At 65.9% G+C, this 19,290-nt stretch carries 15 protein-coding genes; 14 read left to right on the forward strand and 1 reads right to left on the reverse strand.

Annotated features, from left to right (window positions below):
* Positions 1 to 138 precede the first annotated feature (138 nt).
* A complete protein-coding gene (locus AC1RQF_RS17205; RefSeq protein ID WP_492872573.1) occupies positions 139 to 1,329 on the reverse strand; it encodes an acyltransferase family protein in 1,191 nt (396 codons plus the stop codon).
* Positions 1,330 to 2,718: 1,389 nt separating this feature from the next.
* On the opposite strand from AC1RQF_RS17205, the gene AC1RQF_RS17210 reads away from it, so the two are divergent.
* From AC1RQF_RS17210 to AC1RQF_RS17275, 14 genes are all read left to right on the forward strand, one after another.
* Positions 2,719 to 3,414 (forward strand): energy transducer TonB, encoded by a 696-nt coding sequence (locus AC1RQF_RS17210; protein ID WP_273997218.1) that lies wholly within the window; start codon positions 2,719 to 2,721, stop codon positions 3,412 to 3,414.
* 75 nt (positions 3,415 to 3,489) lie between these two features.
* The gene (locus AC1RQF_RS17215; protein ID WP_492872574.1) at positions 3,490 to 4,401 is read left to right on the forward strand and encodes a MotA/TolQ/ExbB proton channel family protein; all 912 of its coding nucleotides are present in this window, start codon (positions 3,490 to 3,492) and stop codon (positions 4,399 to 4,401) included.
* A gap of 12 nt (positions 4,402 to 4,413) precedes the next feature.
* A complete protein-coding gene (locus AC1RQF_RS17220; RefSeq protein ID WP_252984487.1) occupies positions 4,414 to 4,836 on the forward strand; it encodes an ExbD/TolR family protein in 423 nt (140 codons plus the stop codon).
* A gap of 9 nt (positions 4,837 to 4,845) precedes the next feature.
* The gene (locus AC1RQF_RS17225; RefSeq protein ID WP_273997219.1) at positions 4,846 to 5,277 is read left to right on the forward strand and encodes an ExbD/TolR family protein; all 432 of its coding nucleotides are present in this window, start codon (positions 4,846 to 4,848) and stop codon (positions 5,275 to 5,277) included.
* Between the two features lie 20 nt (positions 5,278 to 5,297).
* A complete protein-coding gene (locus tag AC1RQF_RS17230; protein WP_492872575.1) occupies positions 5,298 to 6,494 on the forward strand; it encodes a tetratricopeptide repeat protein in 1,197 nt (398 codons plus the stop codon).
* A 391-nt stretch (positions 6,495 to 6,885) separates the two neighbouring features.
* Positions 6,886 to 7,461 carry a helix-turn-helix domain-containing protein gene (locus AC1RQF_RS17235; RefSeq protein ID WP_252984498.1) on the forward strand — a complete coding sequence of 192 codons (576 nt, stop codon included), beginning with the start codon at positions 6,886 to 6,888 and terminating at the stop codon, positions 7,459 to 7,461.
* A 178-nt stretch (positions 7,462 to 7,639) separates the two neighbouring features.
* Positions 7,640 to 7,768: a hypothetical protein gene (locus AC1RQF_RS17240; RefSeq protein ID WP_273997221.1), complete on the forward strand. Its 129-nt coding sequence runs from the start codon at positions 7,640 to 7,642 to the stop codon at positions 7,766 to 7,768.
* A 64-nt stretch (positions 7,769 to 7,832) separates the two neighbouring features.
* Entirely contained in the window at positions 7,833 to 10,625 is a 2,793-nt protein-coding gene (locus tag AC1RQF_RS17245) for a TonB-dependent receptor (RefSeq protein WP_273997222.1), read from the forward strand.
* Positions 10,626 to 10,809: 184 nt separating this feature from the next.
* Positions 10,810 to 12,738, forward strand: coding sequence for an extracellular solute-binding protein (locus tag AC1RQF_RS17250; RefSeq protein ID WP_492872576.1), 1,929 nt, complete (start codon positions 10,810 to 10,812; stop codon positions 12,736 to 12,738).
* A gap of 4 nt (positions 12,739 to 12,742) precedes the next feature.
* The gene (locus AC1RQF_RS17255; RefSeq protein WP_273997224.1) at positions 12,743 to 13,795 is read left to right on the forward strand and encodes a microcin C ABC transporter permease YejB; all 1,053 of its coding nucleotides are present in this window, start codon (positions 12,743 to 12,745) and stop codon (positions 13,793 to 13,795) included.
* Positions 13,749 to 14,861: an ABC transporter permease gene (locus AC1RQF_RS17260; RefSeq protein WP_273997225.1), complete on the forward strand. Its 1,113-nt coding sequence runs from the start codon at positions 13,749 to 13,751 to the stop codon at positions 14,859 to 14,861. Before AC1RQF_RS17255 ends, AC1RQF_RS17260 begins: the two co-directional genes overlap by 47 nt.
* Entirely contained in the window at positions 14,861 to 16,492 is a 1,632-nt protein-coding gene (locus tag AC1RQF_RS17265) for an ABC transporter ATP-binding protein (RefSeq protein ID WP_273997226.1), read from the forward strand. Before AC1RQF_RS17260 ends, AC1RQF_RS17265 begins: the two co-directional genes overlap by 1 nt.
* Positions 16,489 to 17,922: a TldD/PmbA family protein gene (locus AC1RQF_RS17270; protein WP_492872577.1), complete on the forward strand. Its 1,434-nt coding sequence runs from the start codon at positions 16,489 to 16,491 to the stop codon at positions 17,920 to 17,922. Before AC1RQF_RS17265 ends, AC1RQF_RS17270 begins: the two co-directional genes overlap by 4 nt.
* A complete protein-coding gene (locus AC1RQF_RS17275) occupies positions 17,922 to 19,283 on the forward strand; it encodes a metallopeptidase TldD-related protein (protein ID WP_273997228.1) in 1,362 nt (453 codons plus the stop codon). Before AC1RQF_RS17270 ends, AC1RQF_RS17275 begins: the two co-directional genes overlap by 1 nt.
* Positions 19,284 to 19,290 lie beyond the last annotated feature (7 nt).

A 19,290-nucleotide genomic window follows, 5' to 3' on the forward strand; every position in this document is an offset into this window, starting at 1 on the left:
ACGGGCTCGACGCGGATTTTATGCGCATAAATTTTTGAAACGCCGCGTTCTCACCGTGAAGCTGACGCGCCGGGGGAGACGGGATGCGCCGCGGGGCGCAGCGGCGAGCGGGAGGGACCGCGCCGGTCTTCGCGTCGCTCAGCGCGACGGCGGCGCGGCGCGCATCGAGCCGGCCGCCTCGCCGCCGGCGCCGGTCGCGTCGCGCCGCGCCGGCGTGAGCGCATGGGCGATGCGTACGGCCGGCGCTTCGCACCAGCGGTAGCTGAGCCACGACAGCAGGATTGCCGGTACGAGCGCCGTTGCCATGTAGAGCGCGAGCGGCCCGCCGGTCAGGTACCAGCGTTGGGCGGCCCAGAACACCAGATACAGCGGGACGCCGTGCAGCAGATAAACCGAATAGCTGATCTCGCCGAGCCAGGCGAGGAAGCGCGAGCGCAGCTTCAGCACGGTGGCGAACGTGATGAACAGGGCCAGCCCCGCCACATAGCCGAGCGACGTGGACACGTGGGCGAGGTCGCCGTGCCGCCAGTTCACGACCGCCATCGACAGCGCGACGAGGATGAGCAGCGCGGTCAGCAGGACAACCGCGGCGCGATACGTGATGGGCCGCAGCAGGTGCCCGATACCGGCCGACAGCGTGGCGCTCGACGCAGCGGCGCCCGACGCGTCGGCCGCCGCTGCGTCATAAGCCTGCCGGAAGCACGCGCCCCAGAACATGATCGCGAGGTGGAACAGCATGCCCTTGTATTGCCCGAGCGCGCTTGCCGGAATCAGGTGCAGTGCGCCCGTCGCGACGAACAGGAGGCACAGTCCGGCGCAGGTGGCGCACAGGACGCGCATCCGGTGCAGCCCGCCGAGCCGGAACAGCACGAGGCACAGCACGTAGAAGTACAGCTCGGTTTCGAGCGTCCAGTAGTGTCCCATCACCGGCTCGAAGCCGAACGCGGTCGGGATCATCGTGATGTTGGCGAGCAGGCCGGCTGCGTTCATCCGGTTGCCGAACAGCACCCAGTACACGAGATAGCCGAGCGGCAGCGACAGCCAGTAGGCGGGATAGAGCCGGAAGAAGCGGCGGATCACGAAGCGCCGTGTGCCGTCTCCGGCCGCGCCGCGCAGGCTGGTCGGGATCAGCATGCCGCTGATCCCGAAGAACAGCACGACGCCGACCCGGCCGAAATCGATCGAGCGCTGCAGCGTGTCGAGGTACAACTGGGAGCCGGCGATGCGGGCGAACAATTCCGCGTAGTGCGTCCAGATCACGAGCAGCACGGCGATCGCACGCATGGCATCCAGGTGGGCCAGGCGATGGGACGGGGCGGGATTTGGCATGGGCGGGGGCCGTGGACGGGCTGGCGGGTCGCGCGCGGCGCGGTCTGGGCCCGAAACCAGGCGATGGATCTGGGGAAAATCGCACGGTAGCGCACCAGGACGGTGCGTTCCGTGCGCTAACCTACTCAAGGTCGAGCGAGCGGCATATGCAGGCGGATGCGTGTCCCCTATGCGGTTGGGCAATATATGGATGCATATACGCGTGCCGGCTCAAGGCCGGATCGGAAAATTTATTCTGGAATCCATATGATCGGGTGGCGGCGGAGACGGGTTGAGATCGCCGGCATGGCATGCAGGGCGAACCGCGGATGCGGCCTGCCGGCGCGCGCGTCGTGTCGTCATGCGATCGCGGCGCAGCCGCAGAAGGGCGGGCGAGGGCGGCCCGTCGCGACACAGGGTGTCCATTCATTCATGCGCCCATCTTCCCGCCGGGTTCGCTGCGATCATTGAGACGTGCGTCTCACGAATTCAGGCGGTTTTCGCGTAACAAAGTGTAAAAATCGGGGCGCGAACCCAGGTGCGGGACAGGTCTTCGTGGCGTGAATCTGGCGCCGATCGGGCCAATTTCTGGCGCTGGAGAACGGTGATCGAGCGTGTTTGTCAGGTGGCGAATCCGTCCAACGCGGCGGGTCGGAACCTCCGCATGCCGCCAATCGCCATGCACGGTTTTTACGTCCGCCCGACAGCCCGGCAGCCGCGCGGAGACAATCCGCATCATTGGTTCAAAACTATCAGAGGAATGCTGAATGATGGCATTGCATCGATGTCGCTTATTGCCATGCGATGAATATCGAATACAATCGTGCCGCGCGAAAGCCGAGCTAATTAAAAAATAAATCCGAGATAATCGCTGCGCGCGCAAAGCGCATTGCATTGCACAATTTCAGTGCGCGGTTTGCGGTCCCGTTAATGCCGCAAATTCTTACATTTTATTTACTCCCATCAATACAAAATCCTTCAATTCCCTTACTGATGGATTTTGAACAAGTACTCCAAATTTTGTGTGGGTGTATCAAATAAAGTTTGACGCCCAATTTTTTTCCTTGCTATCTTCTGCCTCCAAGAAGCGCCGCATCATCACGGCTCAGCGGGAAGGCGACCAACTTGTCCCTCGTACGCATCCGTACGATTCTGACAAATTGCTTTCGCTCGATGCGGTTGGAGCAGCGATAGCGCCGCCCGAACTGCCTCAAATGAATTAGGGGTGCCGTATTCATCGTTTTTGTGTCGGCTCTTGATTTGCTTAATGAAAGCTGGATATCGAATTAAGCGAATAAATCGGGGTTTTCCCGTAATTCGGGTTTTCCCGTAAATAAGAGTCGTTAAGGCTGAACCGGATGTCGTGGCCGCGAATCTGGGCGATTCACGCTTGGGGGATTGAAGGTGGGTATGAAAGTCGAGGAAGGTTTGGCCGCTAACAACGGCGGGCTGGCGAGATTGGGCCGCCCGCGCGAATTCGGCAAGAAGCAACAGAATCCCGTCCGCCGGTTCGGCGGCATCGCGATCGTGCTGGTGCTGCACATCGTCCTGATCTACGCGCTGCTCAACGGCCTGGCCACCAAGGTCGTCCAGGTCATCCAGCATCCGATCGAAACCCGCATCATCGAGCCGGTGAAGCCGCCGCCTCCGCCCCCGATGCCGGTCGTCAAGCTGCCGCCGCCCAAGTTCGCGCCGCCGCCGCCGCCGTTCGTGCCGCCGCCCGAGGTGCCGGTCCAGGCGCCGCCGCAGGCCACCATCACGCACCAGTCCGCACCCGTGCAGTCCGCGCCCGCCGTCGCGCCGCCCGTCGCCGCTGCGCCGGCCGCCAAGCCGGTGAGCCATGAAGTCGGCGTGGTGTGCCCGAATTCGGATTCGATCCGTGCTTCGATGCAGTACCCGAAGGAAGCGCAGGAGAACAACATCACGGGCGACGTCATGATCGAGTTCGTCGTCGATGCGGAAGGCAACATCACGAATGAGCGTGTCGCGCAGTCGGCGGATCCGGTCCTCGATCGTGCCGCGTACAACACGGTCAAGCGATTCAAGTGCGTGGCGCAAGGGCAGTCGGTGCGCGTACAGGTTCCGTTCTCCTTCAACCTGAACTGATCGTCCGGGAGGGCGGTGACAGCAGAAGGATGATCGAGTCAATTTCGTAAGTTCAACGAAAGTTCTGGAGTGGGTATGAAGAAGCGTTCCCTGGCCGCGCTGGCGGCAAGCATGTTGATCTCCGTAACCGCGGTTGACGCGCTTGTTGCGCCGCAGCTGGCCTACGCTCAGGCAAGCGACGCAACCGCGGCCGCCTCGGCGCCCGCCACGGCGCCCGCAACGGCGCAGGCTCCTGCGCCCGCCGCCAACGAGCCGGCGCCGCCGCCGCCGCCCGCCACGAGCGAATCCGTCGAGAACCCCTACGGTCTCGGCGCGCTCTGGAAGAACGGCGACTTCGTGGCCCGCTTCGTGCTGATCCTGCTCGTGATCATGTCGATGGGCAGCTGGTACATCATGATCACCAAGTTCATCGAGCAGCTGCGCGCCAACCGCCGCGCCAAGGTCGCCGATGAGCAGCTGTGGACCGCGCCGTCGCTCGCCGAAGGCGCGAAGCTGCTCGACGAGGCATCGCCGTTCCGCTTCATCGCCGAAACCGCGATCGAAGCCGGCGAGCACCACGACGAAGCGCTGCTCGAAGCCGTCGACCGCAATACCTGGATCGACGTGTCGGTCGAGCGCGCCATCACCAACGTCTCGAACCGCCTGCAGGACGGCCTCGCGTTCCTCGGCACGGTCGGCTCGACGGCGCCGTTCGTCGGCCTGTTCGGTACGGTGTGGGGGATCTATCACGCGCTGACCGCGATCGGTATCGCGGGCCAGGCGTCGATCGACAAGGTCGCGGGCCCGGTGGGCGAGGCGCTGATCATGACGGCGATCGGTCTCGCGGTCGCGGTGCCGGCGGTGCTCGGCTACAACTTCCTCGTCCGCCGCAACAAGTCCGTGATGGAGCGCGTGCGCAACTTCGGCGCGCAACTGCATACGGTTCTGCTGGCCGGCGGCAAGCGCGGTGCGCGCAAGTCGCAATCCGCCGCGTCGCTGGTTCAGTAAGCGAGGTTCGCCATGGCCATGAGCGTTGGGCAAGAAGATAACGACGAGGTTATCTCCGCCATCAACACCACGCCGCTCGTGGACGTGATGCTGGTGTTGCTGATCATCTTCCTGATCACGATCCCGGTCGTCACGCACACGATCCCGCTCCAGCTGCCGAAGGAAGCGGTGCAGCCGCTGCAGACGACGCCGAAGAGCGTGGAAATCGCGGTCAATCGCGATGGCGATTTCTTCTGGAACGACGCGCTCGTGGATGCGCCGACGCTCCTGACGAAGCTGAAGGCCGTATCGGTCCAGATGCCGCAGCCGGACGTGCATGTGCGCGGCGATCAGAACACGCGCTATGAATTCATCGGCCGCGTGATCACCGCGTGCGAGCGCGCAGGGATCGCCAAGGTTTCATTCATCACTGAGCCGCCGGCGCGCGGCGGCTAGGAGTCGACGATGGGCATGAACGTATCTTCGGGTGGCGGGGGTGGCGAACCGGATGTGATGGTCGACATCAACACCACGCCGCTCATCGACGTGATGCTGGTGCTGCTGATCATGCTGATCATCACGATCCCGATCCAGATGCACTCGGTCAAGATGAACCTGCCGGTCGGCAATCCGCCGCCGCCGGCGGTACAGCCGGAGATCGTGCAGATCGATATCGACTTCGACGGCACGACCACCTGGAACGGCACCCTGGTGCCGGACCGTGCCGCGCTGGAAGCGAAGCTGACGCAGGTCGCGGCCGAGCCGGTGCAGGCCGAGATCCATCTGCGGCCGAACAAGCTGGTGCCGTACAAGGACGTGGCCTCCGTGCTCGCGTCCGCGCAGCGGGTGGGCGCGACCAAGATCGGTCTGATCGGCAACGAGCAGTACATGCAATAAAGAAAACAAGCGAGCTTTCCATGATCCAGCAACGATTGAAGCGCGCCGTCATCGCGGCCGCGCTCGGCGGAGTGTTCGCGTTCGCGACGCTGTCGTCCGCGGTGGCGGCCGATTCGCTGCGTCCCGATGTCTCGAAGCCGCTGAACGCCGCCCAGGACCTGTACCGCGCGCACAAGTATCGCGATGCGCTCGGCAAGATCGCGCAGGCCGCGGCGGTACCGAACAAGACGCCCTACGAGACCTACATGGTCGAGGAGATGCGCGGCGCGGCGGCGATGGCGGCCGGCGACACGGGCACGGCGATCCAGGCGTACGAGACGTTGCTGGGCTCGGGACGGTTGAGCGGCGAGGACGAGCAGCGCACGACGGCGGCGCTCGCGGGCATCTACTTCCAGCAGAAGAACTACCCGCAGGCGATCAAGATCGCGCAGCGCTATCTGAAGTCGGGCGGCGGCGATCCCGACATGCGCACGCTGCTCACGCAGTCGTACTACCTGTCCGGCGATTGCGGGCAGGTGGTCACGCAGCTCAAGGCGAGCGTCGACGCGCAGACCCGCGCGGGCCGCACGCCCGACGAGGGGCAGCTGCAGATGCTCGGCACCTGCGCGCAGCGCGTGAAGGACGGCGCCGCGTATCGCGATTCGCTGGAGAAGCTGGTCGCGTATCACCCGAATCCGGCGTACTGGGACCAGCTGTTCCAGGCGATCCGCTCGAAGCCCGGCTACCTGTCGTCGCTCGACGTCGACATGTACCGCCTGCGGCGCGCGACGGGCACGCTGACCACGGCCGACGACTACATGGAGATGACCCAGTTGTCGATCGTCGCGGGCACGCCGGTGGAAGGCAAGCAGGTGATCGACCAGGGCTTTGCGTCGGGCGTGCTCGGCCGCGATGCCGGCGCCGATCGCCAGAAGCGCCTGCAGGCGCTCGCCGCGAAGCGGGCGCAGGCGCCTGCCGATCCCGCGAATCCGGTTGCGCCGCTCGATGCGGGGATGAACCAGGTGTACGCGGGACAGGCGAAGCCGGGGCTCGCGGCGATGGAGGCGGCGATCGCGAAGGGTGGCATCGACCATCCGGATGCAGCACAGCTGCGCCTCGGCGAAGCGTATTACGTGGCCGGCCAGAAGGCCCGCGCCGTGCAGATCTTCAAGACGGTGAAGGGCGCGGACGGATCGGCGGAACTGGCGCGCTTGTGGGCGATGGTGGCGGCGAAGTGACACATGGCCGCGCGCGGGCCGGTGTGCTGCGGGCGCGACGCGCGGCTGGAAAATTCAGGCGGCAGGGGTTGGGGACGCAGTGATGGGCGCGTCGCGCGCCGGCGGCAGGATCGGCCGGCGCGGGGCGCGCCCCGCATGCGGGCGGTATGACTGACAGGGCATTTTCCTGACCGGACGAAGCGCCGGGAAAGCAACGGCGGGGAAATCGCCGTATCGATAAGTTGTGCGAATGGATATGTGCAATGTGCACCGCATGGGACCTGCGGTGCACGCGTGCAAAACGTTTGCCGGTTTCCGATACGGCACATATGCCCTGCTTCGGTCGCATCGTTCTCATCAAACACGATGCACTTATATCAAACAGATTTTGACCGCGGGATTCTGTCTTGCTATGGTTTTGCAAACCGACGAATCGGCACTGGTCACAGTCTCGATAGGAAACAAAATACGGGCGCTGCGCCAGCGGCTCAAGCTCACGCTTGACGAGGCGGCGGCAGCGGCGGGGATTTCCAAACCGTTTCTGTCGCAGGTCGAACGGGGGCGCGCGACACCATCCATTACCTCCCTGGTGGGAATCGCCAAGGCGCTCGGCGTCACGATGCAGTATTTCGTCGATACGCCGACGGAAGCGAAATCGGTTTGCCGCAGCGAGAAACTGCAGTATTTCAGTTTCGCCAATTCGGCCAGTTCGTTTGCGCGACTGACGAATCTTGCCGACGGACGCAAGCTCGATGCGATCCTCGTGAAGATGCCGGCCGGGCAGCCGGCGTCTGAAGTGACCACGCACGCGGGTGAAGAGTTTTTGTACGTGATGTCCGGCGAAGTGGCGCTGACGCTCGACGGGCGCACGTTCAGCCTGAAAGCGGGCGATACCGCGCATTACGAATCCACGGTGCCGCATGCGTGGGGCAATACCGCCAATGAAGAGGCGGTGATCGTCTGGGTGGGAACGCCCAGGTTGTTCTGAATGAACGGCAATAACGAATAACGAATAGCGAATAACAGCCTGACCATATCAAGCTTAATGTAAGGAATCCTATCAGTCGAGGATGCATCAAGCGGCCATGGCGACAACAGAGCCGCGGGACCACGGCGTGTCCGTTCCCGGAACAAGCTGCAAAAAGCTGACGCTCTTGGTGTGATCGATGAACCAGAAGAAGGATATGAAGCGATGGTCGGCGGCATCGGGACATGCCGCTTTATCGATGTTTCAGGCAGTAGAAGTGCAAGTCGGCAATAAAGGGAATGGCACACAAGTGCCCAGTACCGCGTGACGGGGAACTACAACAAGCTCGCGCGCGGAACGGGTGGGGTCTTACTGACGAGTGAGAGGGGAACATGAAGCAAAGAGCATTGGCGCTGGCCATCAGACGGATAATCTGGACTGAGCTGGCATTGACGGCGACGCTGGCGGGCCCGGCGTTCGCGCAGAGCCAGCCGCAACCCGGCCCGTCCGCGGTTGCGCAGGCCGTCGCGCAGAGCGCGCCGGCCGATACGACCGCCGCACCGGTTGCGGACGCACCCGCGGGCGCGTCCGGCGCAGCGGCGGCGAAGAAGACGCCCGTGAAGAACAACGTCGCGCAGATCAAGCGCTTCGAAGTGACGGGCTCGCTGATCCGCAGCGCCGACAAGGTGGGCTTCAACCAGGTCCAGACGGTCACCGCGAAGGACATCGAGGCCAGCGGCCAGAACAGCGTGGCGGACTACCTGCGCAGCACGACCGCGAACTCGGCGAGCAGCTGGGCGGAAGGCACGACCAACAGCTTCGCGCCGGGCGGCGCGGGCATCGCTCTGCGCGGCCTGTCGGAGAAGTACACGCTGGTGCTGATCGACGGTCAGCGCGTGGCGCCGTACGCGTTCGCGACGAACGTGACGGACCAGTTCTTCGATCTGAACACGCTGCCGCTCAACATCATCGACCGGATCGAAATCGTCAAGACCGGCGCGGTGTCGCAGTACGGCTCCGACGCGATCGCGGGCGTGGTCAACATCATCACGAAGAAGAACTTCCAGGGCCTGCAGCTCGACGGCAGCTACGGCGGCGCGACGCAGAACGGCGGCGGTGCGGGCACCACCAAGTTCAGCATTCTCGGCGGCTTCGGCGACCTCAACGCGGACCGCTTCAACGTGACGGCGGCCGCGAGCTTCTACCGCTTCAACGGCGTGTCGGCGGCGGATCGCGACACCACCGAAAATCAGAATTTCTCGAACTTCCCGGGCGGCCTGTACAACCAGTCGCCGTCATACTGGCGCAACCCGGCCGGCGCGAAAGTGCCGCTGAGCCCGTGCCCGTGGGGCGGCTCGGCGATCGCCGGCAGCGCCACCGCGCGGATCAACGGCCCGGGCACGATCTGCCAGAACAACACCGCCTACGCGACCTCGCTGTCGCCGTGGACCGAGCGCCTGAGCGCGAAGGTGCACGCCGACTTCAAGATCAGCGATTCGATGCAGGCGTTCGCCGATCTGTGGGAAAGCAACAACACGACGAATACCAACAACTTCGTCGGCGGCCTCGGCAACAGCACGCAAGCATATGACCCGGCGACGGGCGGCCTGCGCCTGATCTCGAACGTGGTGCCGGCGAGCAACCCGTACAACCCGTTCGGCGTGCCGTCGAAACTCGTGTACGCGTTCCCGAACACCCAGGGGGTGCGCACCAGCGCGAATTTCTGGCGGGCCGCGACGGGCGTGAAGGGCACGTTCACGGCGCCGTACGTGGGAGACCTGGACTGGTCGACCTCGTATACGCACTCGCAGGATACGGTCTCGAACACCTTCACGAACCGCATCAACGCGAACGCGCTGGAGAACATCGTGCAGAACGGCGTGTTCAACTTCGCGAATCCGTCGGCCACGCCGAACGGCCTCGCGGGCCTGTTCGGCTCGACCTCCAACCAGGCGATCACGAAGCTCGACGCGCTGGATGCAACGATGTCGGCGCCGTCGCTGTTCAAGTTGCCCACGGGTGACGTCGGCCTGGGCCTCGGCGCGCAGTTCATGCACCAGAGCCAGTATGTCGGCAACAGCGCGGGTTACGCGGACGGCACGTTCATCTCGCCGGCGCTGCAATCGGTGAGCGGTCAGCGCAACGTCGCGGCGGTGTACTACCAGATCGACATTCCGATCCTGAAAAACCTCACCTTCAGCCAGTCGGGCCGCTACGATCACTACAGCGATTTCGGCGGCGCATTCTCGCCGCGCTTCGCACTGCGCTTCCAGCCGGTTCGCGAGCTGACGATGTACGGTTCGTACAACCGCGGCTTCCGCGCACCGACGCTGATCGAGAACACGCCTTCGCGCAGCTTCAGCGCACAGGGCGCGGTCGATCCGCACGATCCGAACAATCCGGGCGCATACGGCCTGGTCGAGGAAGTGCAGACCGGCAACCGCAACCTGCAGCCGGAGCGCACGAAGAACTACAACGTGGGCTTCCAGCTCTCGCCGACCCGCAACACCGATATCGGCTTCGACTGGTACAAGATCCACATCGACAACGTGATCGGTACGGCGGACATCCAGCAGACTGTCAACCAGAACGATCCGACGCAGGTGGTGCGCAGCTCGAACGGCTCGATCGCGTACGTGCTGATGCCGTTCCAGAACCTGTCGTCGCTCGACACGGATGGCTTCGAAACCACCTTCCGCCAGTCGGTCCCGACCAAGCTCGGCACCTTCACGCTGTCGGGTGACTGGGCCTACGTGTGGCACTTCAAGATGCCGGTGGGCGGCGTGTCGACCGACTTCGCGGGCAACAACGGTTCGCTGAACCAGCCGTTCGGCGGCAGCTTCCCGCGCTGGAAGGGCAACACGAGCCTGGGCTGGAACTACCAGAGCAAGTGGAACGCGACGCTGACCTGGATGTATACGGGTCCGTACACGCAGGCCATTCTCCCGGCGGGCCAGTATCCGAACATGCAGGGCAGCGTGGCGTCGTACAGCCAGTTCAACCTGATGGTCAGCTATACGGGTATCAAGCACTGGACCATTTACGCGGGCATCGACAACATCTTCAATCGTGCGCCCCCGTTCGATCCGGTCTACATGAACTCGAGCTACCAGACGGGCTACGACTCGTCGCTGTACACGTATATCGGTCGCTTCGCGCAAATCGGCGCGACCTACAAGTTCTGATGCAGTACGTGGCTTGACCGGCCGCCGGCGGGCCGTGCTCTTCGCGATGCGTCGAGTGCGGCCCGCCTCCGGCCGGAGGCGGTACCAGGCGGTTCGACGCGCGTCGCGATCCGGCCGCCCGGCGCCGCGAACCAGATTGACCCAGCGCCGGCCACAAGCCGGCGCGTCCCTACGCAGGCTGAAGATGAGACTTGTGACGTTGCGTTTGCCGACGCTTTCGCGACCGGCGCCCACGGCGGCGCCAGGCGGACTGCCCCGGCGGATTGCCCGGATCCTGACCGTCGCGTGCGCGGCGCTCGCGGCGGCCGGGCTCGCGCCCTTGGCCGCGCACGCGGCCGCCGGGATCGCGCAATACGATCAGCCCAAATATCCCCCCGATTTCACGCACTTCGACTACGCGGAGCCCGATGCGCCGACCGACGGCATGCTCAGCTTCGAGAACTACGACCAGGCGCAGAGCTACGATTCGCTGAATCCGTTCATCACGCGCGGCTCGGCCGCGCCGGACATCAAGAACCTGATGTTCGACACGCTGATGCAGCGCAGCTGGGACGAGCTGGCCTCCGAGTACGCGCTGATCGCCGACGACGTGCAGGTCGCGCCCGACTACAGTTCGGCGACCTTCCACATCAATCCGGCCGCGCGCTTCTCGAACGGCGATCCGATCACGGGCGCCGACGTCAAGTATTCCTACGACACGCTGTCGGGCCCGCAGGCCTCGCCGATCGTCAGCGCGCAGTTCGCGGTGATCAAGCGCGCGGTGGTGCTCGACCGGCTCACGATCCGTTTCGATTTCAAGCAGGCCGAACGCGACGCGCCGCTGATCGCGGGCGACCTGCCGGTGTTCTCGCCCAAATGGGGCATGGGGCCGGACGGCAAGCGTCCGCCGTTCGACCAGATCGCGAACGTGCCGCCGATCGCGAGCGGCGCATACCTGATCGCGGAACGCAAGGACGACAAGCAGATCCTGTACCGGCGCAATCCCGACTACTGGGCCGCCAACCTGCCGACGCGGCGCGGCATGTTCCGCTTCGAGAAGGTGTCGTTCAAGCTGTATCTCGACCAGTACACGGCGCTCGAAGCGTTCAAGGCCGGCGATATCGACGCGCGCATGGAATACAGCTCGACCCAGTGGGCGCGCAAGTACGTCGGCAAGAACTTCAACAACGGGCTGCTGAAGAAGGGTCTGTTCCCGGACGGCCCCGCGCAGATGCAGGGCTTCCTGATCAACATGCGCAAGCCGATGTTCAAGGACGTGCGCGTGCGTCACGCACTGGCGCTGGCGTTCGACTACGATTGGATGAACCGGATGATGTTCTACGGCCAGTACCGCCGCACGAACAGCTTCTGGGACGCGAGCCCGTTCAAGGCGACCGGCGTGCCGAGCGACAAGGAACTGGCGCTGCTGGACCCGTTCCGCGCGGAGCTGCCGCCCGAGGTGTTCGGGCCGATGGTGCAGCAGCCGAGCACGCTGCCGCCGGGTTCGCTGCGCGCGAACCTGCGCCAGGCGCGCGACCTGCTCGAACAGGCGGGCTGGCACTACCGCGACGGCGCGCTGCGCGACAAGGACGGCAATGCGATGACGATCGAGTTCATCGACAACCAGCCCGGGATGGACCGCCTGATCCTGCCGTACATCCAGGCGCTCGGCATGCTCGGGATCCAGGCCCGCATGCACGAGATCGACAGCGCGCTGTACCAGAAGCGGCTCGACAACTTCGAATACGACATGACCACCTTCATCTACAACCCGGTGACGATCCCGGGCGTGGAGCTGACGCGCCGCTTCGGCAGCGCGGCGGCCTCGCAGGTGGGTTCGGAAAACTATCCGGGGGTGCGCTCGAAGGCGGTGGACGCGCTGATCCAGGCCGCGCTGACCGCGCAGACGCTCGACGAGCTGCAGACCGCGATGCATGCGCTCGACCGCGTGCTGATCAACATGTACATCCTCGTGCCGCAGTACTACCTGCCGAACGCGCGGATCGGCTACAAGAGCACGCTCGGGTTCCCGAAGGTCGTGCCGACCACCTACCAGTACGAGGATTGGATCATCGACTACTGGTACCAGAAGAAGCCGGCCGGCGCGCAGCCGGGCGGCGTCGTAGCGAGGTAAGACCATGCTTGCATATATCTTGAGGCGCCTGCTGCTGATGATCCCGACGCTGATCGGGGTGATCACCATCACCTTCGTCGTCACGCAGTTCGTGCCGGGCGGTCCGGTCGAGCAGGTGATGAACCAGCTGCGCCACGGCGCGGCGCGCGGCGGCGAGACGGGCGGCGGCGGGGGCGGCTATCACGGCAGCCAGGGCGTCGATCCGCAGCAGATCGAGCAGATCAAGAAACAGTTCGGCTTCGACAAGCCGCCGCTCACGCGCTATCTGATGATGGTGAAGAGCTACGCGACCTTCGATCTCGGCCAGTCGTATTTCGCGCACGACAGCGTGTGGAACGTGATCCGTTCGCGCCTGCCCGTGTCGATCACGCTCGGGCTGTGGACGGTGCTGCTCACCTACCTCGTCTCGGTGCCGCTGGGGATCGCCAAGGCGGTGCGCAACGGTTCGCGCTTCGACACGGTGACGAGCGTGCTGGTGCTCGGCGGCTACGCGATTCCCGGCTTCGTGCTCGGCGTGCTGCTGCTGATGCTGTTCGGCGGCGGCACCTTCTGGCAGGTGTTCCCGATGCGCGGGCTCACCTCCGACAACTTCGATTCCCTGTCGACCGTCGGCAAGGCGCTCGATTACCTGTGGCACATCGCGCTGCCCGTCACCGCATCGGTGGTCGGCAACTTCGCGATCGTCACGATCCTGACCAAGAACACTTTCCTCGAGGAGATTGGCCGCCAGTACGTGCTGACGGCCCGCGCCAAGGGCGCGCCCGAGCGCGACGTGCTGTGGAAGCACGTGCTGCGCAACGCGGCGATTCCGCTCCTGACCGGGCTGCCCGCCGCCTTCGTCGCCGCGTTCCTGAACGGCAACCTGCTGATCGAAACGCTGTTCTCGCTGAACGGGATGGGCCAGCTGTCGTACGACTCGGTGATCCGCCGCGATTACCCCGTGGTGCTCGGCTCGCTGTTCCTGTTCACGCTGATCGGCCTCGTTACCAAACTCATCGCTGACGTCTGCTATGTCCTCGTCGACCCCCGCATCCAATTCAACCGCCTGGACCACTGATCCGGCGAACGTGGCCTGCGCCGCGTCCGTGTCGCCCTGGCGGCGCACCTGGCTGCGTTTTCGCAGCCAGCCGCTCGGCTACTGGAGCCTCGTGATCTTCGCGACGCTGTTCGTGGTCAGCCTGTTCGCCGAGGTGCTGTCGAACGACCGGCCGCTCATGGTGCGCTACGAAGGGCACTACTACTTCCCGATCGTGAAGGAGTACCCGGAGACGCTGTTCGGCGGCGATTTCCCGGCGAAGACCAACTACCTCGATCCGTACATCAAGTCGAAGCTCGAGGCGAACGGCAACTTCGCGATCTATCCGCTGAGCCGCTACCACTACGACACGATCGACTATTTCGCGTCGCATCCGTATCCGGCGCCGCCGACGTCGAGCAACTGGCTCGGCACCGACCAGTTCGGCCGCGACGTGCTCGCGCGCCTGCTGTACGGCTTCCGGCTGTCGGTGCTGATGTCGCTCGCGCTGACCGTGTCGGGCGTGCTGCTCGGCGTGCTGTCGGGCGCGGTGCAGGGCTTCTACGGCGGCCGCACCGACCTGATCGGCCAGCGCCTGATCGAGATCTGGAGCGCGATGCCGGACCTGTACCTGCTGATCATCTTCGCCTCGATCTTCGATCCGTCGCTGTGGCTGCTGTTCATCCTGCTGTCGATGTTCGGCTGGCTCGTGCTGTCCGACTACGTGCGCGCCGAGTTCCTGCGCAACCGCTCGCTCGACTACGTGAAGGCCGCGCGCACCATGGGGCTGTCGAACTGGCAGATCATGTGGCGCCACGTGCTGCCGAACAGCCTGACGCCCGTGATCACCTTCCTGCCGTTCCGCATGAGCGCGGCGATCCTGTCGCTGACGAGCCTCGATTTCCTCGGCCTCGGCGTGCCGCCGCCGACCCCGAGCCTCGGTGAGCTTTTACAGGAGGGCAAGAACAATCTCGACGCGTGGTGGATCTCGGTGTCGGCATTCTCGGCGCTGGTGATCACGCTGCTGCTGCTGACCTTCATGGGCGATGCGCTGCGCAACGCGCTCGACACCCGCTCGCGCGGCTCGGCATTCGGCGGAGGCAAGTGATGGCGGCACCGTTGTTGGAAATCGACCGCTTCTCGGTGCGATTCGGCGAGAAAGTCGCCGTGCAGGAACTGAGCCTGTCGGTCGCGCGCGGCGAACGCGTCGCGCTGGTGGGCGAATCGGGCTCGGGCAAGAGCGTGACCGCGCTGTCGATCCTGCGGCTCGTCGCCCAGGCGCAGCTGTCGGGCCGCATGCTGTTCAACGGCGAGGATCTCCTCAAGAAGACCGAGCAGCAGATGCGCGGGATTCGCGGCAAGGACATCGCGATGGTGTTCCAGGAGCCGATGACGGCGCTCAACCCGCTGTACACCATCGGCAAGCAGATCGCGGAAAGCCTGCGGCTGCACGAGGGCCTGCGCCCGGGCGCCGCGCGCGAGCGCGGCATCGAGCTGCTGCGCCGGACCGGGATTCCCGAGCCGGAGCGGCGCATCGACAGCTTCCCGCACCAGCTCTCGGGCGGCCAGCGGCAGCGCGCGATGATCGCGATGGCGCTCGCGTGCCGGCCGCGTCTCCTGCTCGCGGACGAGCCGACCACCGCGCTCGACGTGACGGTGCGCCAGCAGATCGTCGACCTGCTGATCGAACTGCAGGAGCAGGAGGCGGCCGAGCGCGGCATGGCCGTGCTGCTGATCACGCACGACCTGAACCTGGTGCGGCGCTTCGCGCAGCGGGTCGCGGTCATGGAGAAGGGCGTGCTGGTCGAGACCAACACGACCGACGCGCTGTTCGGCAATCCGCAGCACCCGTACACCCAGCGGCTGCTCGACAGCGAGCCGCAGCGCGCGATCGAACCGGTGGCGGCCGACGCGGGCAAGATCGTCGACGTGAAGGATCTCGCGATCGACTACCGGGTGCCGGCGAAGGGCCTGCGCTCGCTGTTCGGCCGCACGGCGTTCCGCGCGGTGCACGAGGTCGCGCTGAGCCTGCGGCGCGGCGAGACGCTCGGGATCGTCGGCGAGTCGGGCTCCGGCAAGTCGACGCTGGCGTCGGCGGTGCTCGGGCTGCAGCGCCCGGCGTCCGGCAGCATCGAGATCGGCGGGCTGCCGCTCGCATCGCTGCGTTCGACCGACGAACGCCGCAAGCTGTATGCGCGCATGCAGGTGGTGTTCCAGGATCCTTTCGGTTCGCTGTCGCCGCGCATGACGATCGAGCAGATCATCGGCGAGGGGCTGGCCGTGCATCGGCCGGAGATCGCCGGGCCCGCGCGGCGCGCGCGGATCGCCGGGCTGCTGGAGGAAGTCGGGATGCCGGCCGAATCGATGCTGCGCTATCCGCACGAGTTCTCGGGCGGCCAGCGCCAGCGCATCGCGATCGCGCGTGCGCTGGCGGTCGAACCCGAGCTGCTGGTGCTCGACGAGCCGACCAGCGCGCTCGACGTTTCTATACAAAAACAGGTGTTGAACCTGCTGACGAATCTCCAGAAAAAGTACAAACTCAGCTACTTGTTCATTACCCACGATCTCGCGGTCATGCGCGCCATGGCGCACCGGGTGATCGTGATGAAAGCGGGGCGTGTAGTCGAGCAGGGTGACACGCTCGATGTGCTGCATGCGCCGTCGCATCCCTATACTCAGTCGCTGCTGGCGTCGTCGATGATGGCGCCGGACGGCGCGCTGCCCGAGAAGAGCCGATGATCGATGAGCGGTGGGCCGACGCGGCCCGCGGGTTGCGCAGCGAGGCCGATTTCTGGTCGCTGCGCATCGTGGACGAGCAGATCGACGAACACGCGGTGCGCAACGACGTCGCGCTGCCGCTGTCGAGCGTGCGCGATCGCGGCGCGATGCTGATCGCCTGGGCCGGCGCGGGCGCCGGCTACGCGGCCACCGTGAACCTGTCGCCCGCCGGCCTGCAGGCCGCGCTCGACGTCGCGACCGCGCGCGCGAAGGCGAGCGCCGCGCTGTCGCTGATCGATCATCGTGCGATCGCACGTCCTGAGGTGAGTGGCCACTACGCTTCGCCGGATCTCGACGAAGCCTTGCCGACCCGTCGCGAATGGATCGAGCGGCTTGCGCACGAATGCGCGGCGGCGGCCGTCGACGCGCGCATCGTCGAGCGCACGGCGAGCGTGCAGGTCGCGCATGCGGACCAGCTGTACCTGACGAGCGACGGGGTGCGGATCGCGCAGCGCTTCCGCTTCCTGATGCCGCAGCTGAGCGCCACCGCGCATGCGGACGGCGACACCCAGATCCGCACGCTCGGCGCGTACGGCACGCTCACGCAGGGTGGGCTCGACGTGCTCGCGCGCCACCAGTTCGACGGCGCGGGCGCGCGCATCGCCGACGAGGCGCTGCGGCTGCTCGCCGCGCCGAATTGTCCGTCGGGCAAGCGCGACCTGCTGCTGATGCCGGACCAGATGATGCTGCAGATCCACGAGTCGATCGGTCATCCGCTGGAGCTGGACCGGATCCTCGGCGACGAGCGCAACTTCGCGGGCTGGAGCTTCGTGAAGCCGGAGATGTTCGGTCATTATCAATACGGCTCGGCGCTCCTGAACGTGACCTTCGATCCGGGCGTGCCGGGCGAGGCGGCGTCGTACGCCTTCGACGACGACGGCAGCGCGGCCACCCGGCAGCACCTGATCCGCGACGGCGTGCTGGAGCGTCCGCTCGGCGGCGCGCTGTCGCAGCAGCGCGCGGGGCTCGCGGGCGTGGCGAATTCGCGCGCCTCGAACTGGAACCGGCCGCCGATCGACCGGATGGCGAACCTGAACATCGAACCCGGCACGCATTCGCTCGACCAACTGATCGCGGGGATCGAGAACGGCATCCTGATGCGCACCAATAATTCGTGGTCGATCGACGACCATCGCAACAAATTCCAGTTCGGCTGTGAATTCGGTCAACTGATCGAGAACGGCCGCCTGACACAGGTGGTCAAGCAGCCGAACTACCGCGGCATTTCCGCGAGCTTCTGGCGCAGCCTGCGCGCGGTCGGCGATGCGTCGACCCGCGGCGTGTACGGCACGCCGTACTGCGGCAAGGGCGAGCCCACGCAGGTGATCCGCGTCGGCCATGCGTCGCCCGCATGCGTGTTCGCCGACGTCGACGTGTTCGGAGGCGCGTGATGAGCGTCATCGACCTCGACGGCGCGGCGGGCGGCATTGGCTGGCACGCGCATTTCGGCCGGCTCGCGGACGACGCGGCACGCGTGGCGCGCGGCGACGAGACCGTGCTGCTCACGCTCGCGGCCGAGCAATCGGACTTCGTCCGCTTCAACGGCGGGCGCATCCGCCAGACCGGTCAGGTCGTGCAGGGCAAGCTGGGCGTGCGCCTGATCGACGGCGCGCGGCAGGCGTCGCTGTCGCTGACCATCTGCGGCGATGCGGATGCCGATCGCGCCGCACTCGCGGACGCGCTGACCACGCTGCGCGACAGCCTGCGCGACGCGCCCGACGATCCGCACCTGCTGTTCGACACGACGTCCTGGCAACGCGAAACCCGCCGCGACGGCCGACTGCCCGAGGCGGCCGCGCTCGCGCGCACGGTGGCCGAGTGCGCGCGGGGGCTCGACTTCGTCGGCTTCTACGCGGGCGGCACCTTGTCGCGCGGTTTTGCGTCGACGCGCGGCAGCCGCGGCTGGTACGCGGTCACCAATTTCGATTTCAGCTGGTCGCTGTACGACCCGAGCGGCCGCGCGATCCGCACGCGCTACACGGGCGACGACTGGCGCGACGCGGAATTCGCGCGCCGGGTCGAGGCGGCCGCGGCGCGGCTGCCGACCTTGCGGCTCGCGCCGAAGACGCTCGCGCCGGGCCGCTATCGCACCTATTTCGAACCGACCGCGCTCGAACAGCTGGTGGACGTGATGGCCGAGGACGGGTTTTCGGCGCGCACGCACGCGAGCGCGCGCAGCCCGCTGCACCGGCTGCATGCCGGCGACGCCGCATTCGATCCGCGCATCGCCTTCACCGAGGACCTGACGCTCGGCATCGCCCCGGCGTTCAACGCCGACGGCTACGTGCGCGACAACGTGCCGCTCGTCGCGGGCGGGCGCAGCGTGGGCCGGCTCACGAGCGCGCGTACCGCGCGCGAGCACGGGCTGACCCCGAACGGCGCGGAGGAGCCCGAGGCGCCGGTGTCGCTCACGATGGCGGGCGGCGCGCTCGCGGACGCCGACGTGCTCGCGACGCTCGACACCGGGCTGTACATCGGCAATCTCTGGTACGTGAATTTCTCGGACCGGATGAACTGCCGGCTGACCGGCATGACGCGCTTCGCGACGTTCTGGGTCGAGCACGGCCGGATCGTCGCGCCCATCGACGCCATGCGTTTCGACGACAGCCTGTACCGGCTGTTCGGCGAGGAACTGGAGCAGTTGGGCGAGAAGCCCGAGCTGTTGCTGGACGAAAACACCTGGGGCGAACGCGCGACGGGCGGGCTGTGCCTGCCGGGCCTGCTTGCGCGTGGTTTTGAGCTGACCTTGTAGAGAGGCA

Source organism: Burkholderia sp. GW821-FHT14F03, assembly GCF_058803765.1.

Excerpts from the sequence above, each read along its gene's own strand:
- AC1RQF_RS17205 (WP_492872573.1), bottom strand. The coding sequence starts at position 1,329 with ATGCCAAATCCCGCCCCGTCCCATCGCCTGGCCCACCTGGATGCCATG.
- AC1RQF_RS17210 (WP_273997218.1), top strand. The coding sequence starts at position 2,719 with ATGAAAGTCGAGGAAGGTTTGGCCGCTAACAACGGCGGGCTGGCGAGA.
- AC1RQF_RS17215 (WP_492872574.1), top strand. The coding sequence starts at position 3,490 with ATGAAGAAGCGTTCCCTGGCCGCGCTGGCGGCAAGCATGTTGATCTCC.
- AC1RQF_RS17220 (WP_252984487.1), top strand. The coding sequence starts at position 4,414 with ATGGCCATGAGCGTTGGGCAAGAAGATAACGACGAGGTTATCTCCGCC.
- AC1RQF_RS17225 (WP_273997219.1), top strand. The coding sequence starts at position 4,846 with ATGGGCATGAACGTATCTTCGGGTGGCGGGGGTGGCGAACCGGATGTG.
- AC1RQF_RS17230 (WP_492872575.1), top strand. The coding sequence starts at position 5,298 with ATGATCCAGCAACGATTGAAGCGCGCCGTCATCGCGGCCGCGCTCGGC.
- AC1RQF_RS17235 (WP_252984498.1), top strand. The coding sequence starts at position 6,886 with ATGGTTTTGCAAACCGACGAATCGGCACTGGTCACAGTCTCGATAGGA.
- AC1RQF_RS17240 (WP_273997221.1), top strand. The coding sequence starts at position 7,640 with ATGAACCAGAAGAAGGATATGAAGCGATGGTCGGCGGCATCGGGACAT.
- AC1RQF_RS17245 (WP_273997222.1), top strand. The coding sequence starts at position 7,833 with ATGAAGCAAAGAGCATTGGCGCTGGCCATCAGACGGATAATCTGGACT.
- AC1RQF_RS17250 (WP_492872576.1), top strand. The coding sequence starts at position 10,810 with ATGAGACTTGTGACGTTGCGTTTGCCGACGCTTTCGCGACCGGCGCCC.
- AC1RQF_RS17255 (WP_273997224.1), top strand. The coding sequence starts at position 12,743 with ATGCTTGCATATATCTTGAGGCGCCTGCTGCTGATGATCCCGACGCTG.
- AC1RQF_RS17260 (WP_273997225.1), top strand. The coding sequence starts at position 13,749 with ATGTCCTCGTCGACCCCCGCATCCAATTCAACCGCCTGGACCACTGAT.
- AC1RQF_RS17265 (WP_273997226.1), top strand. The coding sequence starts at position 14,861 with ATGGCGGCACCGTTGTTGGAAATCGACCGCTTCTCGGTGCGATTCGGC.
- AC1RQF_RS17270 (WP_492872577.1), top strand. The coding sequence starts at position 16,489 with ATGATCGATGAGCGGTGGGCCGACGCGGCCCGCGGGTTGCGCAGCGAG.
- AC1RQF_RS17275 (WP_273997228.1), top strand. The coding sequence starts at position 17,922 with ATGAGCGTCATCGACCTCGACGGCGCGGCGGGCGGCATTGGCTGGCAC.